The sequence below is a fragment of the Bradyrhizobium sp. BEA-2-5 genome (genome assembly GCF_032918025.1).
GTDB classification, from domain to species: domain Bacteria; phylum Pseudomonadota; class Alphaproteobacteria; order Rhizobiales; family Xanthobacteraceae; genus Bradyrhizobium; species Bradyrhizobium pachyrhizi.
Genome location: NZ_CP136629.1, coordinates 5,258,846 through 5,282,160, shown reverse-complemented (window position 1 = coordinate 5,282,160; position 23,315 = coordinate 5,258,846). Strand labels below are relative to the sequence as shown.

The 23,315-nt window shown below is 65.4% G+C and carries 23 protein-coding genes and 1 pseudogene; 17 read left to right on the top strand and 7 right to left on the bottom strand.

What is annotated here, in order from left to right:
- Positions 1-33: 33 nt before the first annotated feature.
- Positions 34-588: a PAS domain-containing protein gene (locus RX327_RS24880; RefSeq protein ID WP_317247410.1), complete on the bottom strand. Its 555-nt coding sequence runs from the start codon at positions 586-588 to the stop codon at positions 34-36.
- 486 nt (positions 589-1,074) lie between these two features.
- Here RX327_RS24880 and RX327_RS24875 point away from each other — a divergent pair, with 486 nt between their 5' ends.
- Positions 1,075-1,872 (top strand): rhomboid family intramembrane serine protease, encoded by a 798-nt coding sequence (locus RX327_RS24875; RefSeq protein ID WP_317247409.1) that lies wholly within the window; start codon positions 1,075-1,077, stop codon positions 1,870-1,872.
- 192 nt (positions 1,873-2,064) lie between these two features.
- Entirely contained in the window at positions 2,065-2,493 is a 429-nt protein-coding gene (locus RX327_RS24870; protein ID WP_317247408.1) for a CBS domain-containing protein, read from the top strand.
- Positions 2,494-2,496: 3 nt separating this feature from the next.
- Here RX327_RS24870 and RX327_RS24865 read toward each other — a convergent pair whose 3' ends face one another.
- Positions 2,497-3,546 carry a patatin-like phospholipase family protein gene (locus RX327_RS24865; protein ID WP_410712078.1) on the bottom strand — a complete coding sequence of 350 codons (1,050 nt, stop codon included), beginning with the start codon at positions 3,544-3,546 and terminating at the stop codon, positions 2,497-2,499.
- 268 nt (positions 3,547-3,814) lie between these two features.
- On the opposite strand from RX327_RS24865, the gene RX327_RS24860 reads away from it, so the two are divergent.
- Both RX327_RS24860 and RX327_RS24855 read left to right on the top strand, forming a co-directional pair.
- Positions 3,815-4,891, top strand: a complete 1,077-nt coding sequence (locus tag RX327_RS24860; RefSeq protein ID WP_317247407.1) for a hypothetical protein — start codon at positions 3,815-3,817, stop codon at positions 4,889-4,891.
- Between the two features lie 178 nt (positions 4,892-5,069).
- Positions 5,070-7,553, top strand: a complete 2,484-nt coding sequence (locus RX327_RS24855) for a putative bifunctional diguanylate cyclase/phosphodiesterase (RefSeq protein ID WP_317247406.1) — start codon at positions 5,070-5,072, stop codon at positions 7,551-7,553.
- A gap of 124 nt (positions 7,554-7,677) precedes the next feature.
- Here the strand turns inward: RX327_RS24855 and RX327_RS24850 are convergent, their stop codons facing one another.
- Positions 7,678-8,241 (bottom strand): nitroreductase, encoded by a 564-nt coding sequence (locus tag RX327_RS24850; RefSeq protein ID WP_317247405.1) that lies wholly within the window; start codon positions 8,239-8,241, stop codon positions 7,678-7,680.
- Between the two features lie 84 nt (positions 8,242-8,325).
- A complete protein-coding gene (gene thrS / locus RX327_RS24845; RefSeq protein ID WP_317247404.1) occupies positions 8,326-10,368 on the bottom strand; it encodes a threonine--tRNA ligase in 2,043 nt (680 codons plus the stop codon).
- Between the two features lie 229 nt (positions 10,369-10,597).
- Between thrS and RX327_RS24840 the strand changes: the two are divergent.
- The 3 genes and pseudogenes from RX327_RS24840 to RX327_RS24830 all read left to right on the top strand — a co-directional run.
- A pseudogene (locus tag RX327_RS24840) lies at positions 10,598-10,918 on the top strand (ATP-dependent Clp protease proteolytic subunit); the annotation flags it as partial.
- 445 nt (positions 10,919-11,363) lie between these two features.
- Complete coding sequence (locus RX327_RS24835) at positions 11,364-11,909, top strand: hypothetical protein (protein WP_317251448.1); 546 nt, start codon at positions 11,364-11,366, stop codon at positions 11,907-11,909.
- 106 nt (positions 11,910-12,015) lie between these two features.
- Positions 12,016-13,152, top strand: a complete 1,137-nt coding sequence (locus RX327_RS24830; protein ID WP_317251315.1) for an MFS transporter — start codon at positions 12,016-12,018, stop codon at positions 13,150-13,152.
- An 82-nt stretch (positions 13,153-13,234) separates the two neighbouring features.
- On the opposite strand, the gene RX327_RS24825 is transcribed toward RX327_RS24830, so the two are convergent.
- Complete coding sequence (locus RX327_RS24825) at positions 13,235-13,402, bottom strand: hypothetical protein (RefSeq protein ID WP_317247403.1); 168 nt, start codon at positions 13,400-13,402, stop codon at positions 13,235-13,237.
- 125 nt (positions 13,403-13,527) lie between these two features.
- Entirely contained in the window at positions 13,528-13,839 is a 312-nt protein-coding gene (gene yidD, locus RX327_RS24820; protein ID WP_028336159.1) for a membrane protein insertion efficiency factor YidD, read from the bottom strand.
- Between the two features lie 282 nt (positions 13,840-14,121).
- Here yidD and RX327_RS24815 point away from each other — a divergent pair, with 282 nt between their 5' ends.
- On the top strand, positions 14,122-15,054 hold the full coding sequence (locus RX327_RS24815; protein WP_317247402.1) for a hypothetical protein: 933 nt from the start codon (positions 14,122-14,124) through the stop codon (positions 15,052-15,054).
- Positions 15,055-15,128: 74 nt separating this feature from the next.
- Here the strand turns inward: RX327_RS24815 and RX327_RS24810 are convergent, their stop codons facing one another.
- Positions 15,129-15,575, bottom strand: a complete 447-nt coding sequence (locus RX327_RS24810; RefSeq protein WP_317247401.1) for an iron-sulfur cluster assembly scaffold protein — start codon at positions 15,573-15,575, stop codon at positions 15,129-15,131.
- A 240-nt stretch (positions 15,576-15,815) separates the two neighbouring features.
- On the opposite strand from RX327_RS24810, the gene folE reads away from it, so the two are divergent.
- The 9 genes from folE (at position 15,816) to RX327_RS24765 (ending at position 23,284) form a co-directional block, all read left to right on the top strand.
- Positions 15,816-16,496: a GTP cyclohydrolase I FolE gene (folE, locus tag RX327_RS24805; RefSeq protein ID WP_317247400.1), complete on the top strand. Its 681-nt coding sequence runs from the start codon at positions 15,816-15,818 to the stop codon at positions 16,494-16,496.
- Between the two features lie 28 nt (positions 16,497-16,524).
- Positions 16,525-16,953: a phosphoribosyl-AMP cyclohydrolase gene (gene hisI / locus RX327_RS24800; RefSeq protein WP_317247399.1), complete on the top strand. Its 429-nt coding sequence runs from the start codon at positions 16,525-16,527 to the stop codon at positions 16,951-16,953.
- A 202-nt stretch (positions 16,954-17,155) separates the two neighbouring features.
- On the top strand, positions 17,156-17,767 hold the full coding sequence (locus tag RX327_RS24795) for a c-type cytochrome (RefSeq protein ID WP_317247398.1): 612 nt from the start codon (positions 17,156-17,158) through the stop codon (positions 17,765-17,767).
- Positions 17,768-17,780: 13 nt separating this feature from the next.
- Entirely contained in the window at positions 17,781-19,031 is a 1,251-nt protein-coding gene (locus tag RX327_RS24790) for a c-type cytochrome (protein WP_410712077.1), read from the top strand.
- Between the two features lie 10 nt (positions 19,032-19,041).
- Entirely contained in the window at positions 19,042-19,221 is a 180-nt protein-coding gene (locus RX327_RS24785; RefSeq protein ID WP_016843914.1) for a hypothetical protein, read from the top strand.
- Positions 19,221-19,784, top strand: a complete 564-nt coding sequence (locus tag RX327_RS24780; protein ID WP_317247397.1) for a cytochrome C oxidase subunit II — start codon at positions 19,221-19,223, stop codon at positions 19,782-19,784. Before RX327_RS24785 ends, RX327_RS24780 begins: the two co-directional genes overlap by 1 nt.
- A complete protein-coding gene (locus RX327_RS24775) occupies positions 19,774-21,399 on the top strand; it encodes a cbb3-type cytochrome c oxidase subunit I (protein WP_317247396.1) in 1,626 nt (541 codons plus the stop codon). The genes RX327_RS24780 and RX327_RS24775 overlap by 11 nt, the downstream gene beginning before the upstream one ends.
- The gene (locus RX327_RS24770) at positions 21,396-22,187 is read left to right on the top strand and encodes a c-type cytochrome (protein WP_028336169.1); all 792 of its coding nucleotides are present in this window, start codon (positions 21,396-21,398) and stop codon (positions 22,185-22,187) included. The genes RX327_RS24775 and RX327_RS24770 overlap by 4 nt, the downstream gene beginning before the upstream one ends.
- A 92-nt stretch (positions 22,188-22,279) precedes the next feature.
- Complete coding sequence (locus tag RX327_RS24765) at positions 22,280-23,284, top strand: transglycosylase SLT domain-containing protein (protein ID WP_317247395.1); 1,005 nt, start codon at positions 22,280-22,282, stop codon at positions 23,282-23,284.
- Positions 23,285-23,315 lie beyond the last annotated feature (31 nt).

The window sequence follows — 23,315 nt, the reverse complement described above, 5'->3', positions numbered from 1 at the left end:
CCTGCCATCCCGTCCCGAGGCGGGCGCCGGCGGCTAGCGGAGGCCTTCGTAGACCATCAAGCCGCGCGCGATGGCGAGCTTGCGCAGGGTCCGAGGCATGAACCGCTCCTGGGGATGCAGGTAACGCCACGAGGTCAGCACCAGGTCGTGCAGCCGGCTGACGTCGTCCTCGAACGGGGCGAGCAGGCCGGTGAGGCTCGCCGGCATATGGACGCGGGTCTTGAAGGGGAGCAGCAGCAGTTCGAGATGCGCCTTGGCGCCGCTCTCGGTCGTGGCGGTGATGCCGGCGATGGCCGGCAGGGTCTCTTCGACGACGCAGGTGATGATGTCTTCGATCTCGCCGCGGCTCGCACCTGTGAACAGGGCGGAAAAGCTCCGGTTCTTGAGGTCGCAGCCGAGCAGGGCGGAGGTGCGGGTGCCGGCCACGCGGAACGGAAAGCGGGTCTCGCCGTCATAGGACAGTACGAAGATGTCGGACAGCAGTTCGCGTATCGCGGACGGCTCGAACTCACTCCGGTCAGGTGCACGTGCGGTGCCGCGCTTCGCATTCCAATATGCGAAGAACTCGCGGCTTGAGCTGTGTTTCATCTAAACCTTGCCCGGCACCTGTCTCGGCGGGACACATCTGTCCCGGTTTTGCTCAGGCGCCTTCCCTTCTCTGTTGTGCAGGGAAGGCTGTGCAGCGTCCATGCCGTGGCCGCGCTTTGGGCGGCTTATCGGCAGCTTTGTGTTGTTAACGTAAATTTAACTATGTCCTTGGCCCCCGCGGAACCAGTGGGTAGGGTCCGCGCGTTCCTGTTCGCGCCGGCTGCCCCAAGCGCCGGCGCCGTTGGTACACAGGTGGCGTCAAACAGTTTGGTCACCGTGCGGGGAGGGGTGGGGACGTTCTCCCGATCCCTCCGGGGCACGAGAAGACCAGCCGATCAGGGAGGGCGTTCTCAGCGCCCTCCCTTTTCTTTTGTCCCGATTCCGGGCTGCGCGAGACTCGGTGTCCGATTTTGGGATTGTGCACTTGCACAGGGGTGCGAAAGCCGCCTATCTCTGATCCACCGCCGCATCGAGGTCGCCGACCCCTTGGACTCCCATCCCGAATCCCCGCTCGCGCCGCCGCCGGAGGCTCCGCGGGAGCCGATCCTGACGCTGCCCGCGGCGCTGACCGCCTATATCCTGCTTTTGGCGGTGATCCATCTGCGGGTGTTGCTGCCGCCGGAGCTCGAGAACTGGACCATCGACGTGTTCGGCTTCATCCCGAAGCGCTACGATTCCTCGCTGCTCAATCTGCAGATCCCGGGCGGGGCGGGTGCGAAGGTCTGGACTTTCGTCACCTATTCGCTGCTGCACGCCAATCTGACCCATCTCGGCTTCAACGTGCTGTGGCTGCTGCCGTTCGGCAGCGCGCTGGCGCGGCGCTTCGGCGCGGTCAGGTTCTTCGTCTTCCTGGCGGTGACGGCGGCGGCCGGCGCGCTGGCCCATCTCATCACCCATGAGCATGCGGTGGCGCCGATGATCGGCGCCTCGGCCTCGGTGTCGGGTGCGATGGCAGCCGCAATCCGCTTCGCCTTCGTCCGCGGCAGCTTCCTGTCGTTCAGCCGTGGCGATGCCGAGGCGGCGGCCAAGGTGCCTGCGCTGTCGCTGTGGCGGGCGCTGCGCAACGGACGGGTGCTCGCTTTCCTGGCGATCTGGTTCGGCGTCAACATCCTGTTCGGCGCCACCTCGCTGTCGCTCGGCGGCGAGGGCGCGAGCGTCGCCTGGCAGGCGCATATCGGCGGCTTCTTTGCCGGCCTGCTGCTGTTCGCCCTGTTCGATCCCGTGCCGCGCGTTCGAGGCGATGCTGCGGATGCGTCATCGGTGGATCAGTCGGGGCGCGTCTGATCGCCGCTTGCGGCCTGGATCGAATTCCTCCATCATCTTTGCGACGCAGAAACAAAGCGGGCAGACAATCGAGCCCTGCTACTCGCCGCGCCCCGGAACCGAAATCGGCGCGGAACTGTTGATTGAAGACTCTGGCGAACAGGCTCGACCCGCCCAAGGCGCGGGGCACGAGCGGATTCAGGGAGGCCGACAATGACGGTACGTTCCATTCTCGATGCAAAAGGCCATCAGGTCATGAGCGTCGCGCCCGGCGCGAAGCTCTCGGCCGCGGTCAAGCTGCTCGGCGAGCGCAAGATCGGCGCGGTGCTGGTGATGAACCAGAGCCGGCTCGAGGGCATCCTGTCGGAGCGCGACATTGTGCGCGCGCTGGGCGAGCGCGGCGCCGGCGTGCTGGACGAACCGGTCAGCGCGGTCATGACCAAGAAAGTCGTGAGCTGCCGCGAGTCCGATACGGTCAGCGGCATCATGGAGATGATGACCACGGGAAAATTCCGCCATCTTCCTGTCGTCGAGGACGGCAAGGTGGTCGGCCTGATCTCGATCGGCGACATCGTCAAGCGCCGGGTCCAGGAATACGAGTCGGAGCAGGAAGCGCTGCGCGACTACATCAAGACGGCCTGAGCGCTACTTGCCGGTGCTGCCCGCGCTGCTCGACGGCGGCACCAGGATGTCGATCGCCTCCTCGATTGCGCTGATGGAGCGTTCGGCGGCGCGGATGCCGTGCGCGATCAGGTCATCGGCGCGGTGAAAGTCGAACCAGCCGATCTGGCCGACCCGTGGCGTGATCAGCATGTCAGGCGGATCGCCGGCGAGGCGGGCGCGGGTGATGCGGTCCTGCATGATGTTGAAGGCATCGACCATCACCGAGGAGATGCCGGGCCGGCCGCCGCTGCCGAAGAACTCGCGCTTCACGGTACGTTCGGCGGAGAAGAAGCGGCCAAACCGGCGCTTCGGCGGCTCCGGCTCGAGCTCGGCCTCGGCGGTCACGGCAACCGTCACTTCGGGCGCGGCGGACGGGCCGTGATTGTAGATCGTGGTCGAGTGCGCGAACACGTCGCTGGAGAGGTTCGCCGCGATGACGATTTCGGCGCCGAGCGCCCGGGCGGCCGAAACCGGTACCGGATTGACCAGCGCGCCGTCGACCAGCCAGCGGTCGCCGATCAGCACCGGCGCGAAGATGCCCGGCAGCGCATAGGAGGCGCGCATCGCGTTGACCACGCGGCCGCGCGTCAGCCAGATCTCGTGGCCGGTGCGAACCTCGGTGGCGACGCTGGCGAACTTGACCGTGAGGTCCTCGATCATGACCTGGCCAAGCGCGGCCTCGATCTCGGCGGCCAGCTTCTCGCCGCCGATCAGGCCGGAGCCGTTGAGGCGGATGTCGAGATAGCCGAGGATGTTGCGCATGCCTTGCAGGCTGCGGCCCCATTCTTCCAGCGTGTCGAGCTGGCCGGCCGCATAGAGGCCGCCGACCACGGCGCCGATCGAGGTGCCGACCACGACGTCAGGCACGATGCCGTTGGCGAGCAGGGTCTTGATGATGCCGATATGGGCGAACCCGCGCGCCGCGCCGCCGCCGAGGGCGAGGCCGATGACCGGCCGGCGGACCGTTCCCAGGCCTACCTTGTCGGGGCCGTCGGAGCTCTTGTGGCCTCGGCCCATCCAGCTATCCAACACGACAAATCTCCTGCCAGCGCGAGACTAGGCTGCGCAGCATGGCTGCGCCAGCGTCGTCCGTCTTCATGGTTAGTCCCACAGGCATGATTCATGCCCCGGGTAGTCCGCGGTAGGCAGGGAATGTGACTGGACCGCGACGATAGGGCTAACATCGGCTTGATCGCGCGGTTCCAAATGGCGGAGGGCGCCCGCCCGGACTGTGACAAAGCCTTGGACGCACCTTGGACGAAGGCTTGAATTTGCCGCGTTTTCGTTGAAAAGCATGGTGATGACTTCGAGGGGCAACGGCATCGGCGGATGCGGGCGGGGCATGCGGCTCCTTCCGCTGTTGACGCTTGCGGCATTTTTGCTCGCCCTGATCCCCGGTTCCGTATCTGCACAGTTCTTCAGCGACCGGCCGCCGCCGATTCCGCCCGCCTCGGTCCCGGAGGTGCCGTCCGGTCCGGCGCTCAACCTGGCGCCGCCATCGGGCGGTGGTTCAGGGCCCGTTCTGCCCGGCCCGCTGAACCAGCCGACCATCGTCCAGCCCTCGACTGCGACGGTGCCGCCGGTGTTAGCAGCGCCGCCGGCCGGGTCGCCGGCCGCGGGGCAGGCGGTGCTGTCGCTGACGGCGCGGTACGGCAAGGACCTGCCGGTCATCAATGCCGGGCTGGTGTGGCGGGTGTTCGCCGACAAGCCTGACGACAACGGCACCTACAAGCTGATCCGCGAAGAGCGCGGGGCGACGCCCAACGTCGTGCTGCCGCCCGGCAATTACGTCGTGCATGTTGCCTTCGGCCTCGTCAGCGCGGTGCGCACCGTCGCCCTGAAGGCGGAGACGGACCGCGAATCCTTCGTGCTGCCGGCGGGCGGCCTGCGCATCGAGGGCCGCGTCGGCACCAGCCGCATTCCGCAGAACCAGATCTCGTTCGCGATCTACAAGGGCAGCCAGTTCGAATCCGGCGAGCGCGCATCGCTGGTGCCGAACGTCGCCGCCGGTGACGTCGTGCTGATTCCGGAGGGCACCTACTACATCGTCTCCAACTACGGCGACGCCAATTCGGTGGTGCGCTCGGACATCCGCGTCCAGGCCGGCAAGCTCACCGACGTCACCATCACCCACCGTGCCGCCGTCATCACCCTCAAGCTGGTCAGCGACAGGGGCGGCGAGGCGCTCGCCAACACCGCCTGGTCGGTGCTGACCCCCGGCGGCGACGTCATCAAGGAATCGATCGGCGCCTTCCCGCGCGTCGTGCTCTCCGAAGGCGAATACCGCGCCATCGCCAAGAACGAGGGCAAGGTCTACGAGCGCGGTTTCAACGTCGTCAACGGCGTCGACGGCGAAGTCGAGGTCGTCGCGCGCTGACGTCCGACTGGCCCGCATTTCATGCAGCTGTCATAGTCTCTAATGTGAACTAACCATCGCGCGAATTTGAGCCGTCATAATCGCTCGCGGCGATGCCGGGCCTGCCTAATTTTTACATGACGTTAAGCCGCGGCATGACTTGGATGTCGTGGGGACTAGTGTTTGCGTGGGGCGCGCCATGGTCATGGCCAACAAGAAATCAGCAAAAGCATCGGCCAAATTCAATTCCGAGATGTTCGCCGACGTACCGGTTCTGCAACGCAAGTGGCAGGCCGCGGTCCGTCCCGGCGAAAAGCTGCCGCACTATGAAGACGTGATGCTCGGCAGTCTCGGCCGGCTCGCGGATCATATCGTGCTGTTGCGGAGCGTCGATGGCGTGCTCAGCGTCTCGCACGCCGGCCGCTATGTCCAGACATGGCTGAACGACGAGCGCTGGGACATTCCGCTCAGCGCCCTGCCGCCGGATTGCGCCACCGCGTTGACCGAAGCCGCCGCAAACGCGCGCGAGAACTGCCGGCCCTATCTGGCGTCGGCACATTGCGTCCGCGACGGGTTGGTGCGTACCTTCGACGTGCTGGCGCTGCCGACGCGGTCGCGCTGGGGCGGTATCCTGGTCGGCGTCTACGTCAACGAGCGCAATGCGCAGTACAATCTGCTCGATACGATTTTCTCGGCCACCGACGAGGGCGTGCTGTCGCTCGCCGCGATCCGCGATGCGCGCGGCGAGCCGGCCGACTTCCAGATCGTGCATCTCAACCAGGGCGCCGCAAGGCTGCTGATGCAGCCTGCGACCGAATTGCTGTGGCGTCGGCTCAGCGCCGGCGGCAACCCGCTTGCGGCGTCATCGGTGATGAGCCGTCTGCGTGGATTTGTCGGCGGCGGCCCGGGCGGGCAGTTCGAGATCGACAGCGGCGATCGCTGCCTGCGGCTCGGCGTCACGGCGTTCGGCGACATGCTGTCGCTGACGATCTCCGATGTCACCGCGCTGAAGCGGCGCGACGCCTCGTTCCGCCTGCTGTTCGACAACAATCCGATGCCGATGTGGGTGTTCGACGCCGGCACGATGGAATTTCTCAGCGTCAACGACGCCGCCGTTCAGCACTATGGCTACAGCCGGGAAATGTTTCTCGGCATGACGCTGCGCCAGATCTGGCCGGTGGATGAGTGGAGCGTGCACAGCGCCGCGTTGCGCGAGATCGGCGACGTCTATCAATCGAGCCGCGACTGGCGGCACATCAGGGCCGATGGCAGTGAGATCCATGTGCTGACCTTCGGACGCAAGGTGGCGTTCGAGGGCCGCGACGGCTACCTGGTGGCGGTGGTCGACATCACCGAGCGGCGCAAGGCCGAGGCCCGCATCGCCCATATGGCGCACCATGACGGGCTCACCGACCTGCCGAACCGCGAGTTCTTCCAGGAGCGCCTGCGCGAGGCGCTGGAGCGCGGCCGCAGCGGCAACAGGCGCGTCGCGGTGATGTGCATCGACCTCGACCTGTTCAAGAACGTCAACGACTCCTTCGGGCATCCGATGGGCGACCGGCTGCTCAAGCTGGTGGCGGAGCGGCTGCGCGAGGTGGTCCGCGACGACAACGTGGCGGCCCGCCTCGGCGGCGACGAATTCGCGATCGTGCTTGCGGCCGACGTTTCGCCGAACGAGGCGAGCGCTTTCGCCGAACGGCTGATCGAAGCGCTGAGCGCGCCCTACAACATCGACGGGCTCGAGGTCGTGATCGGCGCCAGCATCGGCATCGCGCTGTCGCCGGGCGACGGCACGACGCCGGAAGAGTTGATGCGCAATGCCGACATGGCGTTGTACCGGGCGAAGTCCGATGGCGGTGGCGTGCACCGCTTCTTCGAGCGCGAGATGGACCTCCAGGCGCAGAGGCGCCGTGACATGGAGCGAGATCTGCGCGCGGCCTTCAGCAATGGCGAGTTCGAGCTGCACTATCAGCCGCTGGTGTCGATCGCCTCCGACCGCATCTCCGGCTTCGAGTCGCTGCTGCGCTGGCATCATCCCGACAAGGGCATGATCTCGCCGGCGGAGTTCATCCCAGTTGCCGAGGACATCGGCCTCATCATCCAGCTCGGCGAGTGGGTGTTGCGTGAAGCCTGCGCCGAGGCCGTCAAATGGCCCGCCGATGTGAAAGTGGCCGTCAATCTGTCGCCGGTGCAGTTCCGCAGCCGCAATCTGGTCCAGGCCGTGATCTCGGCCTTGGCGCAGTCCGGCCTGTCGCCGAAGCGGCTCGAGCTCGAAATCACCGAGTCGATCTTTCTGGCCGAGACCGAGGCCAATCTCGCGACCCTGCATCAGTTGCGCGAGCTCGGCGTCGGTATTTCCATGGACGATTTCGGCACCGGCTATTCCAGCCTGAGCTATCTGCGCAGCTTCCCCTTCGACAAGATCAAGATCGACCGCTCCTTCGTCAAGGATCTGGCGCAGCGGCCCGACTGCGGCGCGATCGTGCGCGCGATCTCCGGGCTCGGCCGCAGCCTCAACATCACCACGACCGCGGAGGGCGTGGAGACTGAAGATCAGCTCGACTGGCTGCGCGCCGAAGGCTGCAACGAGGTGCAGGGATTCCTGTTCAGTGCGGCGAGGCCGGCCGGCGAGATCGCGGCCTTGCTGAGCGGCTTTGCCGAGCGTGCGTCGAAGGCGGCTTGAGTCGCTTCTGCGATTGCCAAGCCCGAGGACCCTCGTAGCCCGGGTGAGCGCAGCGATACCCGGGACGACCAGCAACCACTGTCCCGCATGTCGCTGCGCTCATGCGGGCTACAAGGCTGTAACCCTAGAACCGCGTCACGATATCCGATAGCGCCGGTCGCGGACGGTCTTCGCTCGGCTTGGTCGGCGTGCCGATATGGACGAGGCCGGCGAGCTTCTCGTCCGGCTTGAGGCCGAGCCCGTCAAGCACGTCGCGATCGAAGGCGAACCAGCCGGTCAGCCAGCAGGCGCCGTAGCCGAGCGCGGTGGCGGCCGTGACGATGTTCATGGCGCTGGCGCCTGCCGACAACTCCTGCTCGAACGCCGGCACCTTCGGATGCGGCTTGGTGAAGCTGACGATGCCGATCACCAACGGCGCATCGGTGAGGCGCTTGCGCTCGATCTCGACGTCGGCCGCCGGCGCGCCGGGATTCTTCCGGGTAAAGACCCTCGCGATCACCTCGCCGGCACGCTGGCGGGCATCGCCCTCGAAGATGATGAAGCGCCAGGGCGCGAGCTTGCCGTGATCGGGCACGCGCGCTCCGATAGTCAGGATCGTCTCGAGTTCGGCCGGCGAGGGGCCGGGGCCGGTCATTTCGCGCGGCTTGACCGAGCGGCGGGTCTTCAGGAGTTCGATGGCGTCGGGCACTGAATTGTCCTTCAAGGGGAGTCGTGCCCCCAAGATGGGGGCACGACCAAGCCAATGAAAGCCAGTTTAGACCGATTTTGAAGATCAGGCGACGGATCGCGCCCGCTTCACGTCCGGCGGGGTCGCCTCGTCGACGAGGGCGGCGATCGCCTCGGCGGTCGTCATCACCTTCTGGCCGTCGCTGCCGAGCCGGCGGACCGAGACCGAATGCGTCTCGGCTTCCTTCTTGCCGACCACGAGCAGCGCCGGGATCTTGGCCAGCGAATGCTCGCGGACCTTGTAGTTGATCTTTTCGTTGCGCAGATCGATCTCGACCCGAAGCCCGGCGCGCCGCGCGGCGGCCGCCACCTGCTTGGCGTATTCGTCGCCTTCCGAGGTGATGGTCGTGACCACCGCCTGCACCGGCGAGAGCCAGAGCGGGAAGTTGCCGGCATAGTGCTCGATCAGGATGCCGATGTAGCGCTCCATCGAGCCGCAGATCGCACGGTGCACCATCACGGGCGGCTTCTTGCCGCCGTCATGATCGATGTAGAATGCGCCGAACCGCTCCGGCAGGTTGAAGTCCACCTGCGTGGTGCCGCACTGCCAGTCGCGCCCGATGGCATCGCGCAGCACGTACTCGAACTTCGGTCCGTAGAACGCGCCTTCGCCCGGATTGATCTCGGTCTTGATGTGATTGTTCTGCGACTGGATCTCGCGCAGCACGGTGGCCATCACGCGCTCGGCGTGATCCCACATCGCATCGGTGCCGACGCGTTTCTCCGGCCGGGTCGAGAGCTTCACCGTGAGATCGCCGGTGAAGCCGAAGTCCGCATAGGTCGACAGGATCAGATCGTTGATCTTCAGGCATTCCTCGGCGAGCTGGTCCTCGGTGCAGAAGATGTGCGCGTCGTCCTGGGTGAAGCCGCGCACGCGCATCAAGCCGTGCATGGCGCCCGACGGTTCATAGCGATGCACCACGCCGAACTCCGCAAGACGCAAGGGCAGGTCGCGGTAGCTCTTCAGGCCATGCTTGAAGATCTGCACGTGACCCGGGCAGTTCATCGGCTTGAGCGCGAACCAGCGCTTGTCCTCGGCCTCGTCGCCGGCCGACTGTGCCGCGAACATGTTCTCGCGATACCAGCCCCAATGGCCCGAGGTCTCCCACAGCACCTTGTCGAGGATCTGCGGCGCGTTGACCTCGTTGTAGTCGCCGGTGAGGCGGCGGCGCATGTAGGCGATCAGCTGCTGGAAGATGGTCCAGCCCTTCGGATGCCAGAACACGACGCCCGGACCTTCCTCCTGGAAGTGGAAGAGGTCGAGCTCGCGCCCGAGCTTGCGATGGTCGCGCTTCTCGGCTTCCTCGATCTGCTTGAGGTAGGCGTCGAGATCGTCCTGCTTGGCGAACGCCGTGCCGTAGATGCGGGTCAGCATCGGGTTGTTGCTGTCGCCGCGCCAATAGGCGCCGGCCACCTTCATCAATTTGAAGGCATTGCCGACCTTGCCGGTCGAGGTCATGTGCGGGCCGCGGCAGAGATCGAACCAGTCGCCCTGGTAGTAGATCTTGATCGGCTCGTTGCCGGGAATGGCATCGACCAGCTCGACCTTGAAGGCCTCGCCCTTGTCGCGGAACACCTGCTTGGTCTTCTCGCGATCCCAGACCTCCTTCGTGAACGGTTTGTCGCGCGCGATGATCTCGCGCATCTTCTTCTCGATCGCGGCAAAGTCTTCCGGAGTGAACGGCTCGTTGCGGAAAAAGTCGTAGTAGAAGCCGTTCTCGATCACGGGACCGATGGTGACCTGGGTGCCCGGCCACAGCGTCTGCACGGCTTCCGCCAGCACATGCGCGCAATCGTGGCGGATCAATTCCAGCGCGCGCGGATCGTCGCGATTGACGAGTTCGATCTTGGCGTCGGCCTCGATCGGGTCGTTGAGATCGGCGAGCGCACCGTCGAGCGCCATCGCAACCGTGCGCTTGGCCAGCGACGGCGAGATGCCCTTGGCGATATCGAGGCCGGTGATCCCTCTCGGGAAATCGCGCCTCGCTCCATCAGGGAAGGTGAGGGCGATCTTGTTCACGGGTTCTGCGGGTTTGAGGTTGGAGAGGCTGTACTGGAAGCCGGACTCGGATTTGGGCTGGTCGGTCATTGCTTTTCTCCTGAGGCTCACTCCTGCGAACGAGCGCAGGTAAGCGGGAAGCAGCGGTATAGCAGGGGATTTGACGCCTGCAATCCGGCAATATCAAGAAAATGGGCCTCCGGCCGCACGGATTTGAACAAGGCTCGGCCGCAGCTGACGCCACGGATCGTTGCGACGCTGCTGATCATCGTCTAACGTCCGGCGTCCGTTTTCCGCCATCGCGCGATCCGCAAGGTTCATGTTTTCCCGTCTCCTGTTTTTCGTGGCGTTGCTTCTGATCCCGGGCGTGTTGCGGGCGGAAGAAACACCGGTCCAGAAGGCCGGATTTGCGAAAAAGCTGACCATCTATCTCGCCCATGGGCCGGCGAACGCCTGCGGCGCCGGCTGCGATCGCTGGATCGCGATCGAAGGCGAGATCGATCGGGAAGCCGCGCAGCGGATTCGCACCTTCCTGTTTGCCAACAAGGACAGGCAGCTTCCGATCTACCTTCATTCGCCGGGCGGAAACGTCGAGCAGTCCTATGGGATCGCGCGGTTCCTGCGCGCGCACAAGGCAATCGCCCGGGTCGGCCGTACCATCGTGCCGGCCTGTTCCACCGGCACGCAGATCGACGCCGCCTGCCTGAAGATCAAGGCCGCCAAGGGAGAGGTCGAGGCCGAACTCACCACGCGCAACGCGATGTGCGTCTCGGCCTGCGCCTATCTGTTCCTGGGCGCGACCAGCCGCGAAGTGGCGCCCGATTCGGTGCTCGCGGTGCATAACTCCAAGCTGATGTTCGTCGTCCACGGGCATCCGCCTGCGCAGGTCGTCGCGGACTTCAGGCGGCGCGAGATGGTGAGCGCCGATCGCGACCGCAATGTATTCCTCGCGGCGATGGGCATCAGCCATGAGCTCAGCGACCTCATCAAGTCCGTGAAGTTCGAGGACCTGCACGTGCTGACGCGGCCGGAGCTCTATCGATTTCGGCATCGATACGCGGCCGCTGCCGGAAACCCTTTGGGCGGTGGAGAAGGAGACACGGCCCTATGTTCGCAAGATCGTGCAGCAGAAAAGAGCCGACGGCAGCGCGTTCCGCATGATGGAGTGGCGGCTGTTCTGCGAGAGCAAGGATCGCGGGCGGCTGATGTTCGTGCGCGAGTTCGAGGAGGGGGCAGCCGGCAAGGGCACGGTGGTGATGATGGCCGGCGCGACCAGAACCGTCGCATTCGGCCGGTCGGCGCGGTTCGGCAAATACGAGGTCTGGAGCGAGGCGGTGACCTCGGACACCGTCAAGGCGATGCTCGCGGCCCCGCATCTGCAGATCGGCGAAAGCCCGCCGGCAGCCGACGCCAAGCTTGACGCCAAGCTTGACGCCAAGTCTGACGTCAAGTCTGACACCAAGTCCGGCCTTGCGACATTCGATATCGGCACCACCGGGCTGGAGCGGGGCTGGACGCAGCTTCTGGCATCATGCCCGGCGGCGACCGCTGGTCCGAAGCCTGCGAGCCCGTTGCCGGCCGCCGTGTCGCCGAGCGTCAGTGCGGTGCCGGCGGCATCGCCGTCGCCATGAGCGCAAGAGGCGCCGTTCGATCAGGTGCCATGCATTTAGATGCAGTTGCATCGATCTCGGCGTCTGCTAACAACGCGGCGTGAAACGCTTCGCTCCCACCGCATTGATGCTCGGCAATCTCGTCACCGGCTGCTCGGTGCTGGCGCCGGCGGGCATGCTGCCGGAGTTGTCCGACGGACTAGGCGTCACGATCCACACCGCGGGTCTCCTGATCACCTTCGGCGCGATCGTGCTGTGCGTGGGCTCGCCGGTGACGGCGTGGTTGACCAGCCGGACCGAGCGGCGGGCCTTGCTGACGGCGACGCTGCTGGTGCTGACCCTGACCAATGCTGCTTCTGCCTTCGTGCCGAACTACGCCAGCCTCCTCGTCATTCGCCTCGTGATGCTCGCGGTCGGCGCGCTCTACACGCCGCAGGCCGCCGGCACGGCAGCGCTGATCGTGCCGGCGGAACGGCGCGGCAGCACCATTGCATACATTTTCCTTGGCTGGTCGTTGGCGGCCGCCGTCGGCCTGCCGCTGATCACCTTCATCGCCAGCCGCTATGGCTGGCGCTCGGCCTATGGCGCGATCGCGCTGACCGGGCTCGTCAGCTCCCTACTGCTGTGGTGGCGGCTGCCAGGCGGATTGCACGGCGCGCCGGTTGATTTCCGAACCTGGGTCGATCTCGGCCGCAATCCGATGGTCATTCTGCTGCTGTCGATCACGACGCTGCAGATGTCCGGCCAGTTCGTGGTGTTCACCTTCATGGGGCCGCTGCTCGCCAAACTGACCGGCGCCAATGCGGACGCCGTCGGGATCGTGTTCGCGCTCTACGGCATCTTCGGGTTCGTCGGCATCGTGATCGCAACGCGCGTGGTGGATTCCTGGGGCGCCTGGAAGACCTCGGTCCTGTTCACCGTGCTGCTGCTCGCAGGCGTCGCCGGCTGGGCGCTGAGCGCCGGCGCCTACGCCCTGATGGCCGCCTCCGTCGCGGTGTGGGGCCTCGGCTTTGCATCGACCAATTCGATGCAGCAGGTACGCCTGGTCGGTGCGGCACCGGCGCTCGCTTCAGCGTCGGTCTCGCTCAATACCTCGGTGCTGTATATCGGCCAGGCCATCGGCTCCGCGATCGGTGGCTTGCTGTTCGCCCGCGAATGGCTGCACAGCGCGGGCTACGTGGCCACGGCCTTCGTCGCGGCGGCGCTTGCGGTCGTGGTCATCACGCGGCCGCGACGGACGGCCGCCACCGCCGCGGCCGAGTGAACGGTTGGCTTTCACGCTTGTGTTCGCGAGAGCATCCCAAGCAACGATCCGCGCGAGGAACATCCGGGAACTCGACTGCGCGTCACCACCTCACGCTTTGACTGGGCACGATGAACGCCGTCGTGCTCGGCTTGTTCGGATTGTGGGTGAAGTAGCCGTAGGCGGCGACGATCACGACGAGCAAGGCAAGCACGGCCAGCAAGTCGATCTGCCGGGGATCATGACCGTTGGGGCTGATTTTCCAGCGCATTGTTGTTTCCTCCCCAAAGGGGGCAATGAAACAATGCGCCAACTATCGCCACAGTTCCGCCGGGCAGCAATGCGCGCCGCGCTTGGACGTGCCGCAGCAATCGATCAATTGTCGTTGACGCCGCGTCAGCCTTCGTTGACGCCGCGCCAGCGGCCATAGCGCCAGGGCAGGTACCAGCGTGCCCCGGGCGGCTTCGTCAGCGGGACATTATCGATCCCGGATGTGCCCCAGGGCTGGCAGCGCAGCAGCCTTGCCAGCGTCATCCAGCCGCCGCCCCACAGGCCGAAGCGTTCGATCGCCTCGTCGCCATAGATGGAGCAGGTCGGCAGATGCCGGCAGTTGTAGCCGACCAGCGGCGACAGCGTGTGCCGGTAGATCCAGATCAGGGCGCGGCCGAGGTTGCGCGGCAAGCGGCGCATGGTGCTGGCACAGTCCATGCATCGTGGATGGTGTGTTGTTGAATGGTCTGTCGGCGGCATACGCAAGTATGTACGTAGTCTTGCGGGGGTTCCAAGCCAAGGAACTGTTTTGTTGCAGATATTTACGCCACAGTTCGTTATTATTGCACAGCACCGATGGCGCTGCAGCAAGGGCTCTATGGACGGTCCGGGTCAGCAACGCTACCGTTCCCATCACGCGCCGCTGACAGAATCGTGGCGCATTGCCATGGGGCCATTGCCACCGCTCGCATCACCAAGGGCTTGGGGGAAGGAACCAAATTGAGGCTCGTCAAGTCGCTCTCGTTGCGCAGTTGGGCGCTTACCGGCGCCGTTGCTCTTTGCTTCGCGGTTTCCGGCACCGCCGCCATGGCGGGCGGTTCCGCGCAGGCCAATTCGACCCTCGAAGAGCGCAAGCTGCCGATGAAGTTCAGCTGGGTCGCCTGCGAGCCGAACTGCCGCGGCTGGGTCAGCGCGGTCGGCATCATCACCGCCGACACGCCCAGGGAATTCGAAGAGTTTTCGCGCGGACGTCAGCTCGGCGGCGCGACCGTCGTGCTCGATTCGAGCGGCGGCTCGGTCAACGACGCGATCGCGCTCGGCCGCCGCTTCCGCGGTCTCGGCGTGCTGACCACGGTCGGCACCAGCGTCGTCAATCAGGCCGCGCAGAGCGGCCGCGCGAGCGTTCTGCCGGATGCCTATTGCGAGTCGATGTGCGTGTTCCTGCTGTTGTCGGGCAAGACGCGCTATGTTCCGCCGGCCGCCCATGTCCGTGTGCATCAGATCTGGATGGGCGATCGCGCTGACGACGCCAAGGCCGCGAGCTACACCGCGCAGGACCTGATGATCGTCGAGCGCGATATCGGCCGTCTTGCCAAGTACACCTTCGATATGGGCGGCGCGGGGGATCTGCTGGCGCTCTCGCTGAGCGTGCCGCCATGGGAAGACCTGCACGAATTGTCGGCGGCGGAATTGCGGCTGACCAATCTCATCACCACCGAGGCGGTTGCCGACGTGCTGCCACGGCAGGACAACACCAAGGACAACGCAATTCCCGTCGCCGAGGCGAAGCCGAAGAACAACGATCGCTTCGTGAGCAGCGCGATGGAGGGCGAGGCGTCGCAGGCGGCGAGGGCGACCAAGACCGCCGAGGCCGTGGTGCCGACCGGTGGCAGCGCAGCGCCGGCGCTGGCGCCGGTCCAGCCCGCGCAGTAAGCTTCGTCTCGTTCGTGGATGCGTAAGCGGACCTCTGATGCGCAATTGCGCATCGGGGACCTCGAGGTGGAATCCTACGCCGGCTGCGAGGCCTTGGCTTCGATCTGGCCGATGGCATCGACCACGGCATCGAAGGTCAGAAGCGTCGAGGCATGGCGTGCCTTGTAGTCGCGGACCGGCTCGAGCAGCGCGATATCGGCCCATTTGCCGTCCTGCGGGGGCTGGCCATTTTCCTTCAGCATCTTGCGGACAGTCTCGCGCAATTCGCGCAGCTCGTCCGCGGTCGAGCCCACCACCCGGCTCGCCATGATCGAGGAGGAGGCCTGGCCGAGCGCACAAGCCTTCACGTCATGGGCGAAGTCCGTCACCACGGGACCGTCCATCTTGAGGTCGACCTTCACGGTCGATCCGCACAGTTTGGAGTGGGCAGTGGCGGAGGCGTCGGGGTCCGACAGCCGCCCGAGGCGCGGAATATTCCCGGCCAGTTCGATGATCCGCTTGTTGTAGATGTCGTTCAGCATGTGGACAGATGCCTGGTTCCGGCCGTGCCGGGCGCTCTTGGCGGCTGGGTTGCACCGTCCTATATATGGACGGCAACGCCGGAAACATAGCCCGGCCATGCAGCCACCGCGGCCCACCTCCGCCGCGGCGGTGCTACAATTGTGGGACTCAGGCGTCCGGCGGTCGAACCATCCGCCCCGTCTGCCCGGTGACACATCCGGACCAAGGTCAAATCCGAGGGCCGGTCGAACGGAGAAGACATGGACGCCTTGATCAAATCGATTCGCCCCAGCAAGCCGGCCGACGCCAAGCCTGGCGAGCTCGACCCCTCAGAATTCATGACGGCCGCCGTTCGCGCTGACCAGCCGCGCCCGGCACGCGCCGAGGCGGAAGCCGCGGTGAAGACGTTGCTCGCCTATATCGGCGAGAACACCGAGCGGGAGGGCCTGCTCGACACGCCGCGCCGTGTCGTCGAAGCTTTCGATGAACTCTATCAGGGCTACCACCAGTGCCCGGCCGAGGTGCTCGACCGGACCTTTGGCGAGACCGCCGGCTATGACGATTTCGTCCTGGTGCGCGATATCGAATTCACCTCGCAGTGCGAGCATCACATGATGCCGTTCTACGGCAAGGCGCACATCGCCTATACGCCGGTGGAACGTGTCGTCGGCCTGTCCAAGCTTGCGCGCCTGACCGACATCTTCGCCCGCAGGCTCCAGACCCAGGAGCACCTGACCGCGCAGATCGCAGCGGCCATCGACGAGATCCTCAAGCCGCGCGGCGTCGCGGTGCTGATCGAGGCCGAGCATACCTGCATGTCGGTGCGTGGCGTCGCCAAGCATGGTGCCTCCACCTTCACCAGCCGCTTCACCGGCATGTTCCGCGACAATCCGGCGGAGCAGGCCCGTTTCCTGTCCCTGGTGCGAGGACCGAACCGGTAACCTCGCATTTTCCCGAGCGAGGTTTTCCGTGTCCGCAGCGACCCACGATCACGACCGCGAGGAGGGGCTGGCCTTCCAGCCCAAATTCGACGCGGCCGGCCTCGTGACCTGCGTCGCGACCGACGTCGCCACCGGCGACGTGCTCATGGTCGCGCACATGAACGAGGAGGCGCTGCGCAAGACGATCGCGACCGGCGATGCCTGGTACTTCAGCCGCTCGCGCAATGCCTTGTGGCGAAAAGGTGAGACCTCAGGTCAGACCCAGCGCGTGGTCGAGATGCGCACCGATTGCGACCAGGACGCGGTCTGGATCCGCGTCGAGCAGGTCGGCGCGGCCTGCCATACCGGGCGCCGGTCTTGCTTCTATCGCGCGGTGAAGGACGAGGGTGGCAATGTCAGCCTGTCCTTTGTCGACGCCGAGAAGCTGTTCGATCCGGCGCAGGTCTATCGCAAATAGATCATTGATCTGAATCAAGTACAGCGCGGCCAAGTCGTGTACTTCGTGGCCCTTGTTACGCCATGCGCAAGCCGTTGCGCATGGTCGTCACTGGGGGTGAACTGTGGCGCGTCGCCTGATACCGCTTCTTGGATTTTTTGCCTGGGCTGTGTGGCCGATCGGCGCGGCGCAATCGCAAACGACCGAGCGTGCGCCCGATACTATGGCCGCGCGCGTCCTTGCCTGTGCGCCGTGTCACGGCGCCGAAGGCGAAGGCACCAGCGACGTCTATTTCCCGCGGCTTGCCGGCAAGCCGGCCGGCTATCTCTACAACCAGCTCATCGCATTCCGGGATGGACGGCGGAAATATCCGCCGATGAACTACCTGCTGGAGTTTCAGACCGACGATTACCTGAAGAAGATCGCCGAATATTTCGCCTCGCTCAGGCCGGCATTTCCGCCGCCGGTCCCGCCGGTCGACAGCAAGGAGATTTTGGCGCGCGGCGAGACGATCGTGAAGAACGGCGATCCGCAGCACGGCATTCCGCCCTGTTCAGCCTGCCATGGTCCCACATTGGGCGGCATGGAGCCCGGCATTCCCGGCCTACTTGGCCTGCGCGCGGCCTATATCAGCGGCCAGCTCGGTGGCTGGCGCTACGGCACGCGGACCGCGTTCGCTCCCGATTGCATGCAGATCGTCGCGAGCCTGCTGACGGAGGACGACGTGAAGGCGGTGGCAGCCTACCTGTCCTCGCGTCCGGCGCCGGCGGATCCATCCTTCGCGCCGCGAGGCAGTCTTCCGATGCCGCTCGAATGCGGCAGCGAACCGCATTGAAGGGATCGTGCCGATGTCGCGAACCTTAACAGGACTGCTTGTCGGATTGATGCTGGCATTGTCGCCAATTGGGGCTTCGGCGCAGCAGAAGGCGGCCGATCCGGCCGTCCTCGCCAAGGGCGAGTATCTCGCACGCGCCGGCGATTGCATCGCCTGCCACACCGCGCGCGAAGGCAAGACCTTCGCCGGCGGCCTCCCGATGAAGACGCCATTCGGCACGCTCTACACGTCGAACATCACGCCCGACCCGCAGACCGGGATCGGCACGTGGACCTCCGATCAGTTCTACCAGATGATGCATAACGGCCGCTTTCCCGATGGCGGCCTGGTCTATCCGGCGATGCCGTTCGCGTCCTACACCAAGGTGACGCGCGAGGACAGCGACGCGATCTACGCCTATTTGCGCACGGTACCGCCGGTCAGGCAGCTCAACAAGCCGCACGACCTGACATTCCCGTTCAACAACCGCTCGCTGATCCTCGGCTGGCGCACGCTGTTCTTCAGGGAAGGCGAGTTCAAGCCTGATCCAACGAAGTCGGCAGAGTGGAACAGAGGTAACTATCTGGTCGAGGGGCTGGGTCATTGCGGGATGTGTCACACCCCGATCAACGCGCTCGGCGGCACCTCGCAATCGGAAGCCTTCAAGGGCGGCCTGATCCCGATGCAGAACTGGTACGCGCCATCGCTCACCTCCAACAAGGAGACCGGGCTCGGCGACTGGACGATCGAGGAGATCGTCGACTATCTGCGCAAGGGCGTGTCCGCCAAGGGCGCCGTGTACGGGCCGATGGCCGAGGTCGTCTACAACAGCCTGCAATTTCTCAATGATGATGATGCGCGCGCGATGGCGGTCTACCTGAAGGGCCTTGCGCAGGGCGGTCCTCCGGAGAAGGCGTCGACTTCGCTGCCGTCGGCCGAGAGCAGCCTGCTGCTGTCCTTTGGCAAGTCGATCTATGACCGCGACTGCGCAAGCTGTCATGGCGCGACCGGGCAGGGCATGCCGCCGGATTATCCGCCGCTTGCCGGCAATCAGTCGATCCAGATGGTCTCCGCGGTGAACCCGATCCGGATGGTGCTCAATGGCGGGTATCCGCCGGGGACGTCGGGCAATCCGATGCCCCACGGCATGCCGCCGTTCGCGCAGAAGCTGTCGGATGACGAGGTCGCGGCTGTCGTGACCTACATTCGAACGGCCTGGGGCAATCGCGGCGAGCCGGTGTCGGCGCGGCAGGCCAACGAACTGCGGGCAGCAACGCTGAACTAGGGGTGCGATCATGATCAACTCGTCTTCGCCGCAACCGCCGGCATCGGGCTCGGAAGACGATGATGTCGAGACCATTGTGCGCGCCGGTCCGGGCGGCGCGGTCGCGGTCGCGGGTATTGCGACGGCGGTCGTGGTCGGGTTGTGGTTTGCCTTCTATCTGCTGGTCTTCCTGCCGCGGAGCGTTCCCTGATGGCGAGCGAGACCGATCACAGCCTCGGCGAGGCCGTTGCCGCACGGATCGAGCGGCGCTGGGCGACGCTGTCGATCGTCATTGTCGGCGTCCTGGTCGGCATGGCGACCTATATCGGCATCCATCAGGCGACGATGCCGCAGGGCCGGGTCGAAACCGCCGATCCCAAGACGCTGCATCTGTCGGGCGAATTCGTCGAGAGCAATCTCGGCAGCGAAATGCAGGCCGACGGATCGGTGACCGTGCGTGCGATCGGCCAGCAATATTCCTTCACGCCAGCCTGCATCCTTGTGCCCGCGGACACGCCGATCACGCTCCGCGCCACCAGCGCCGATGTCGTGCACGGCATCCTGATCCAGGGCACCAACGTCAACACGATGCTCGTGCCGGGTTACGTCACCGACCTGCCGGTGCGCTTCAAGGCGCCGGGCGATCACGTGATGCCCTGCCAGGAATTTTGCAGTTTCGGCCACGAGGGCATGTGGGGCAAGGTCAAGGTGATCGACAAGGCTGCGTTCCGTGACATGGCGGCAGCGAAGCGGAGGCTGACCTGTGTTGATTAACAAGCGGCTGATCGCGGCCCATTTCTGGCTGGCCTTTGCCGTGTTCGGCATCGCGCTCGCGCTCGGCGCCTGGCAGATGTTCATCCGCAGCCCGATGAACGCCTGGCATTTCAATCCGGAGTTCTATTATCGCTCGGTTACCGCCCATGGCTCGGCGATGGGATACGTATTCCCGACACTGATTGCGATGGGATTCGGCTACGCGATCACCGAAGCCTCACTCGAGAAAGAGCTGGTTGGACGGCGCTGGGCCTGGGTGGGCTTCTTCCTGGTCGCCGTCGGTGCCGTCGTCGCGATGATCCCGGTGTCGCTCGGGCTCGCCTCGGTGCTCTACACCTTCTATCCGCCGCTGATCGGCAACGTCTTCTACTATCTCGGCGTCGTGCTGGTCGTGGTCGGCTCCTGGTTCTGGGTCGCGCTGATGGTGACCAATTTCGTGATCTGGAAGCGCGAGAACCCGGGCAAGCCGGTGCCGCTTGCGATGTACGCCAACGTCGCGGGCTCTTTGCTCTGGGGCTGGACCGCGGTCGGCGCGGCGCTGGAGATCCTGTTCCAGATCCTGCCCGTGGCGCTTGGGCTGAAGAGCACGATCGATGCCGGCCTCGCCCGCGTGTTCTTCTCCTGGACTCTGCACGCCATCGTCTATTTCTGGCTGATGCCGACCTACATCGCTTATTACACCATCGTGCCGCGCGCGATCGGCGGCCGCGTCTATTCCGACACCATGGCGCGGATCTCCTTCATCCTGTTCCTGGTGGTGGCGATGCCGATCGGCATGCACCACACCTTTGCCGACCCGCAAGTCGGCGCCGGCTTCAAGTTCATCCATTCGGTGTTCACCGGCCTCGTCGCGCTGCCGACGCTGCTCACGGTGTTCACGATCTGCGCGTCGGCGGAGATTGCCAGCCGCCTGCGTGGCGGCCGCGGCGCCTTCGGCTGGATCGGCGCGCTGCCGTGGTCCAATCCGATCATGCTGGCGACGGCGCTGTCGCTGGTCATGCTCGGTTTTGGCGGCGCCGGGGGCCTCATCAACATGAGCTATCAGCTCGATGCGTCCATCCACAACACGCAGTGGATCACCGGCCATTTCCACCTGATCTTCGGCGGCGCCATCGTGATCATGTATTTCGCGATCGCCTATGATCTGTGGCCGCATCTGACCGGCCGCGAGCTGATCGATCTCCGGCTGATCCGCACCCAGCTCTGGCTGTGGTTCGTCGGCATGATGGTCACCACGTTCCCGTGGCACTGGGTCGGCATTCTGGGCATGCCGCGCCGCATGGCTTATTATGACTATGCCAACCCGGCGATCTCGCCGCAGGCCCTGTCGGTCACGATGTCGGCAATCGGCGGCTTCATCCTGCTTCTGTCGGGCCTGCTGTTCCTGCTGGTGCTGATCCGCGGGCAGTTCGGCGCGCGAGGCGAGGCGGGTGCGTACCGCTTCGCGGTGCCGTTGCACATGCCCGAGCGAATTCCGGTCGCGCTCAACTCATTCGGCCTGTGGCTCGCATTGATGGTCGGTCTCACCGTGGTGAACTATGGTTTCCCGATCGCGCAGCTGATGGCGCTGAACGAGACCAGCGTGCCCGCGGTCTATGTCGGAGCAGGCCGATGAGCGACCAGCCGCTGTTCTCGCTGCGCAATCCGTGGTTCGGCGCCAGCGTCGGCATCACGGCCGCGATCGCCGTGTTGTCGGCCGTCGCAGGCCTGATCTGGTTGCCGCTGGCGCAACCCAATTTGAAGCTTGCTGGGGTCTGGGATGCCATCTGCAGCGCGGCCGGCGTTCCGCGTGCCGCCGTGCAGGAGACCGGCATCAAGCCGGATTTCAAGACGTCCAATGTCGTCATGACGTCGGAAATGCTGACCAAGGTGAATCAGGTCTCGATCGGGCGGGGCGCGACGCTGGCGCAGCGCTGCGCGATCTGCCATGGACCGCAGGGCGTCAGCGACGCCCATTCACCGAACCTCGCCGGGCAGTTTGCCGCGGTGACCTACAAGGAACTGAACGACTTCAAGACCGGCGCGCGGGTCAGCGTGGTGATGAGCCCGTTCGCCGCGGCGATGAGCGATCAGGACATGAAGGACGTTGCGGCCTATTACGCCTATCTGCCGCGGGTGCCTTCGAACAATCTGGATACCGGGCGTCCCGCGCCGGTGATCGTGGTGACGGGCGCCCCGATGCGCAACATCGCGCCTTGCGGCTCCTGCCACGGCGATGTCGACAACAAGGCGGGAAGCCCCTGGCTCGGCGGCCAGTCGGCGGTCTACATCAAGGCACAGCTCGAGGCCTTTGCATCCGGAGCCCGCCGCAATGACATCAGCCAGCAGATGCGCAACATCGCGCGCCAGATGACGGCCGACGAGATCGACCAGGTCGCGCATTACTACGAGGCCCAGCCCTGAACCGACGCTATTAACGCGCCATTAACCATAATTACGGCACCTTGACGGGACATGGGTGCCGATTGCCGGCGCCCGGCAAGGCACCCGGACAGATGGCGGTCGACCTCTTCAACGCGACGGCTTCGGCAGGTGTCGATTCCTCGCGCCTGAAGGTCGCGAGCTCGATCAAGCAGGCGGCCGCGACCACCGGCACGAGCTTCGAATACCTGCTCACGACCGCGAAGATGGAATCCAATTTCAATCCGCGGGCCGGCGCCACGACCTCGTCGGCGCATGGACTTTATCAATTCATCGACCAGACCTGGCTCGGCACCGTCAAGGAGGCCGGAAGCCAGCTCGGCTATGGCCAGTATGCCGACGCCATCACCAGGAATTCCGACGGCAGCTATTCGGTCAGCGATCCCTCGGCGCGCGCTGCGGTCATGAAGCTGCGCGACGATCCAGACGCGGCGTCCTCGATGGCGGCGGCGCTGACGCAGTCGAACAGCTTCAAGCTCACCGGCCTGCTCGGCCGCAGGCCGTCCGACAGCGAGCTCTACATGGCGCATTTCATGGGCGTCGGCGGCGCGGCCAGGCTGATCTCGAGCGCCGAGGACAGCCCGAGCGCCAATGCGGCCGCGATGTTTCCGAAGGCGGCGGCCGCCAACCAGTCGATCTTCTACGACAGGTCGGGCAGCGCGCGCAGCGTCAGTCAGGTCTATTCGGTGCTGACCACGCGGTACGCCGCGGCCGCAAACTCCAAGGACACGCGCACCGCCTTCGCGGCGGCGGGCGGCGACGCCATGTCGCCTTACGCGATCGCAAGCGCCGCGCCGACCACGGCGCTGACCATGGATACCGCGTCCTATCTCTCGACCTTCCCGGACTCCCGGTCGGCCGCGCCCGTCGCTGCGACCTCGGCTGTGGCATCGGCGCAGCCGGCGCCGACCTTCCGCTCGCTCTATCAGGCCGGCGACCGCTCGGAGCCGATCTCGCCGGCGGTGCAGGAGCTGTGGGGCAATTCCGCTTCGCTGACCGCGTCGGCGACGCCGAAGGTCCGCGCGCCCGGGCTGCTTGACCTGTTCAGCGATCCGAGCGGCACCTACAGCAACGGCTAGCGCTGCCTTGCTGCGCGCGCGAAGCCGCGCG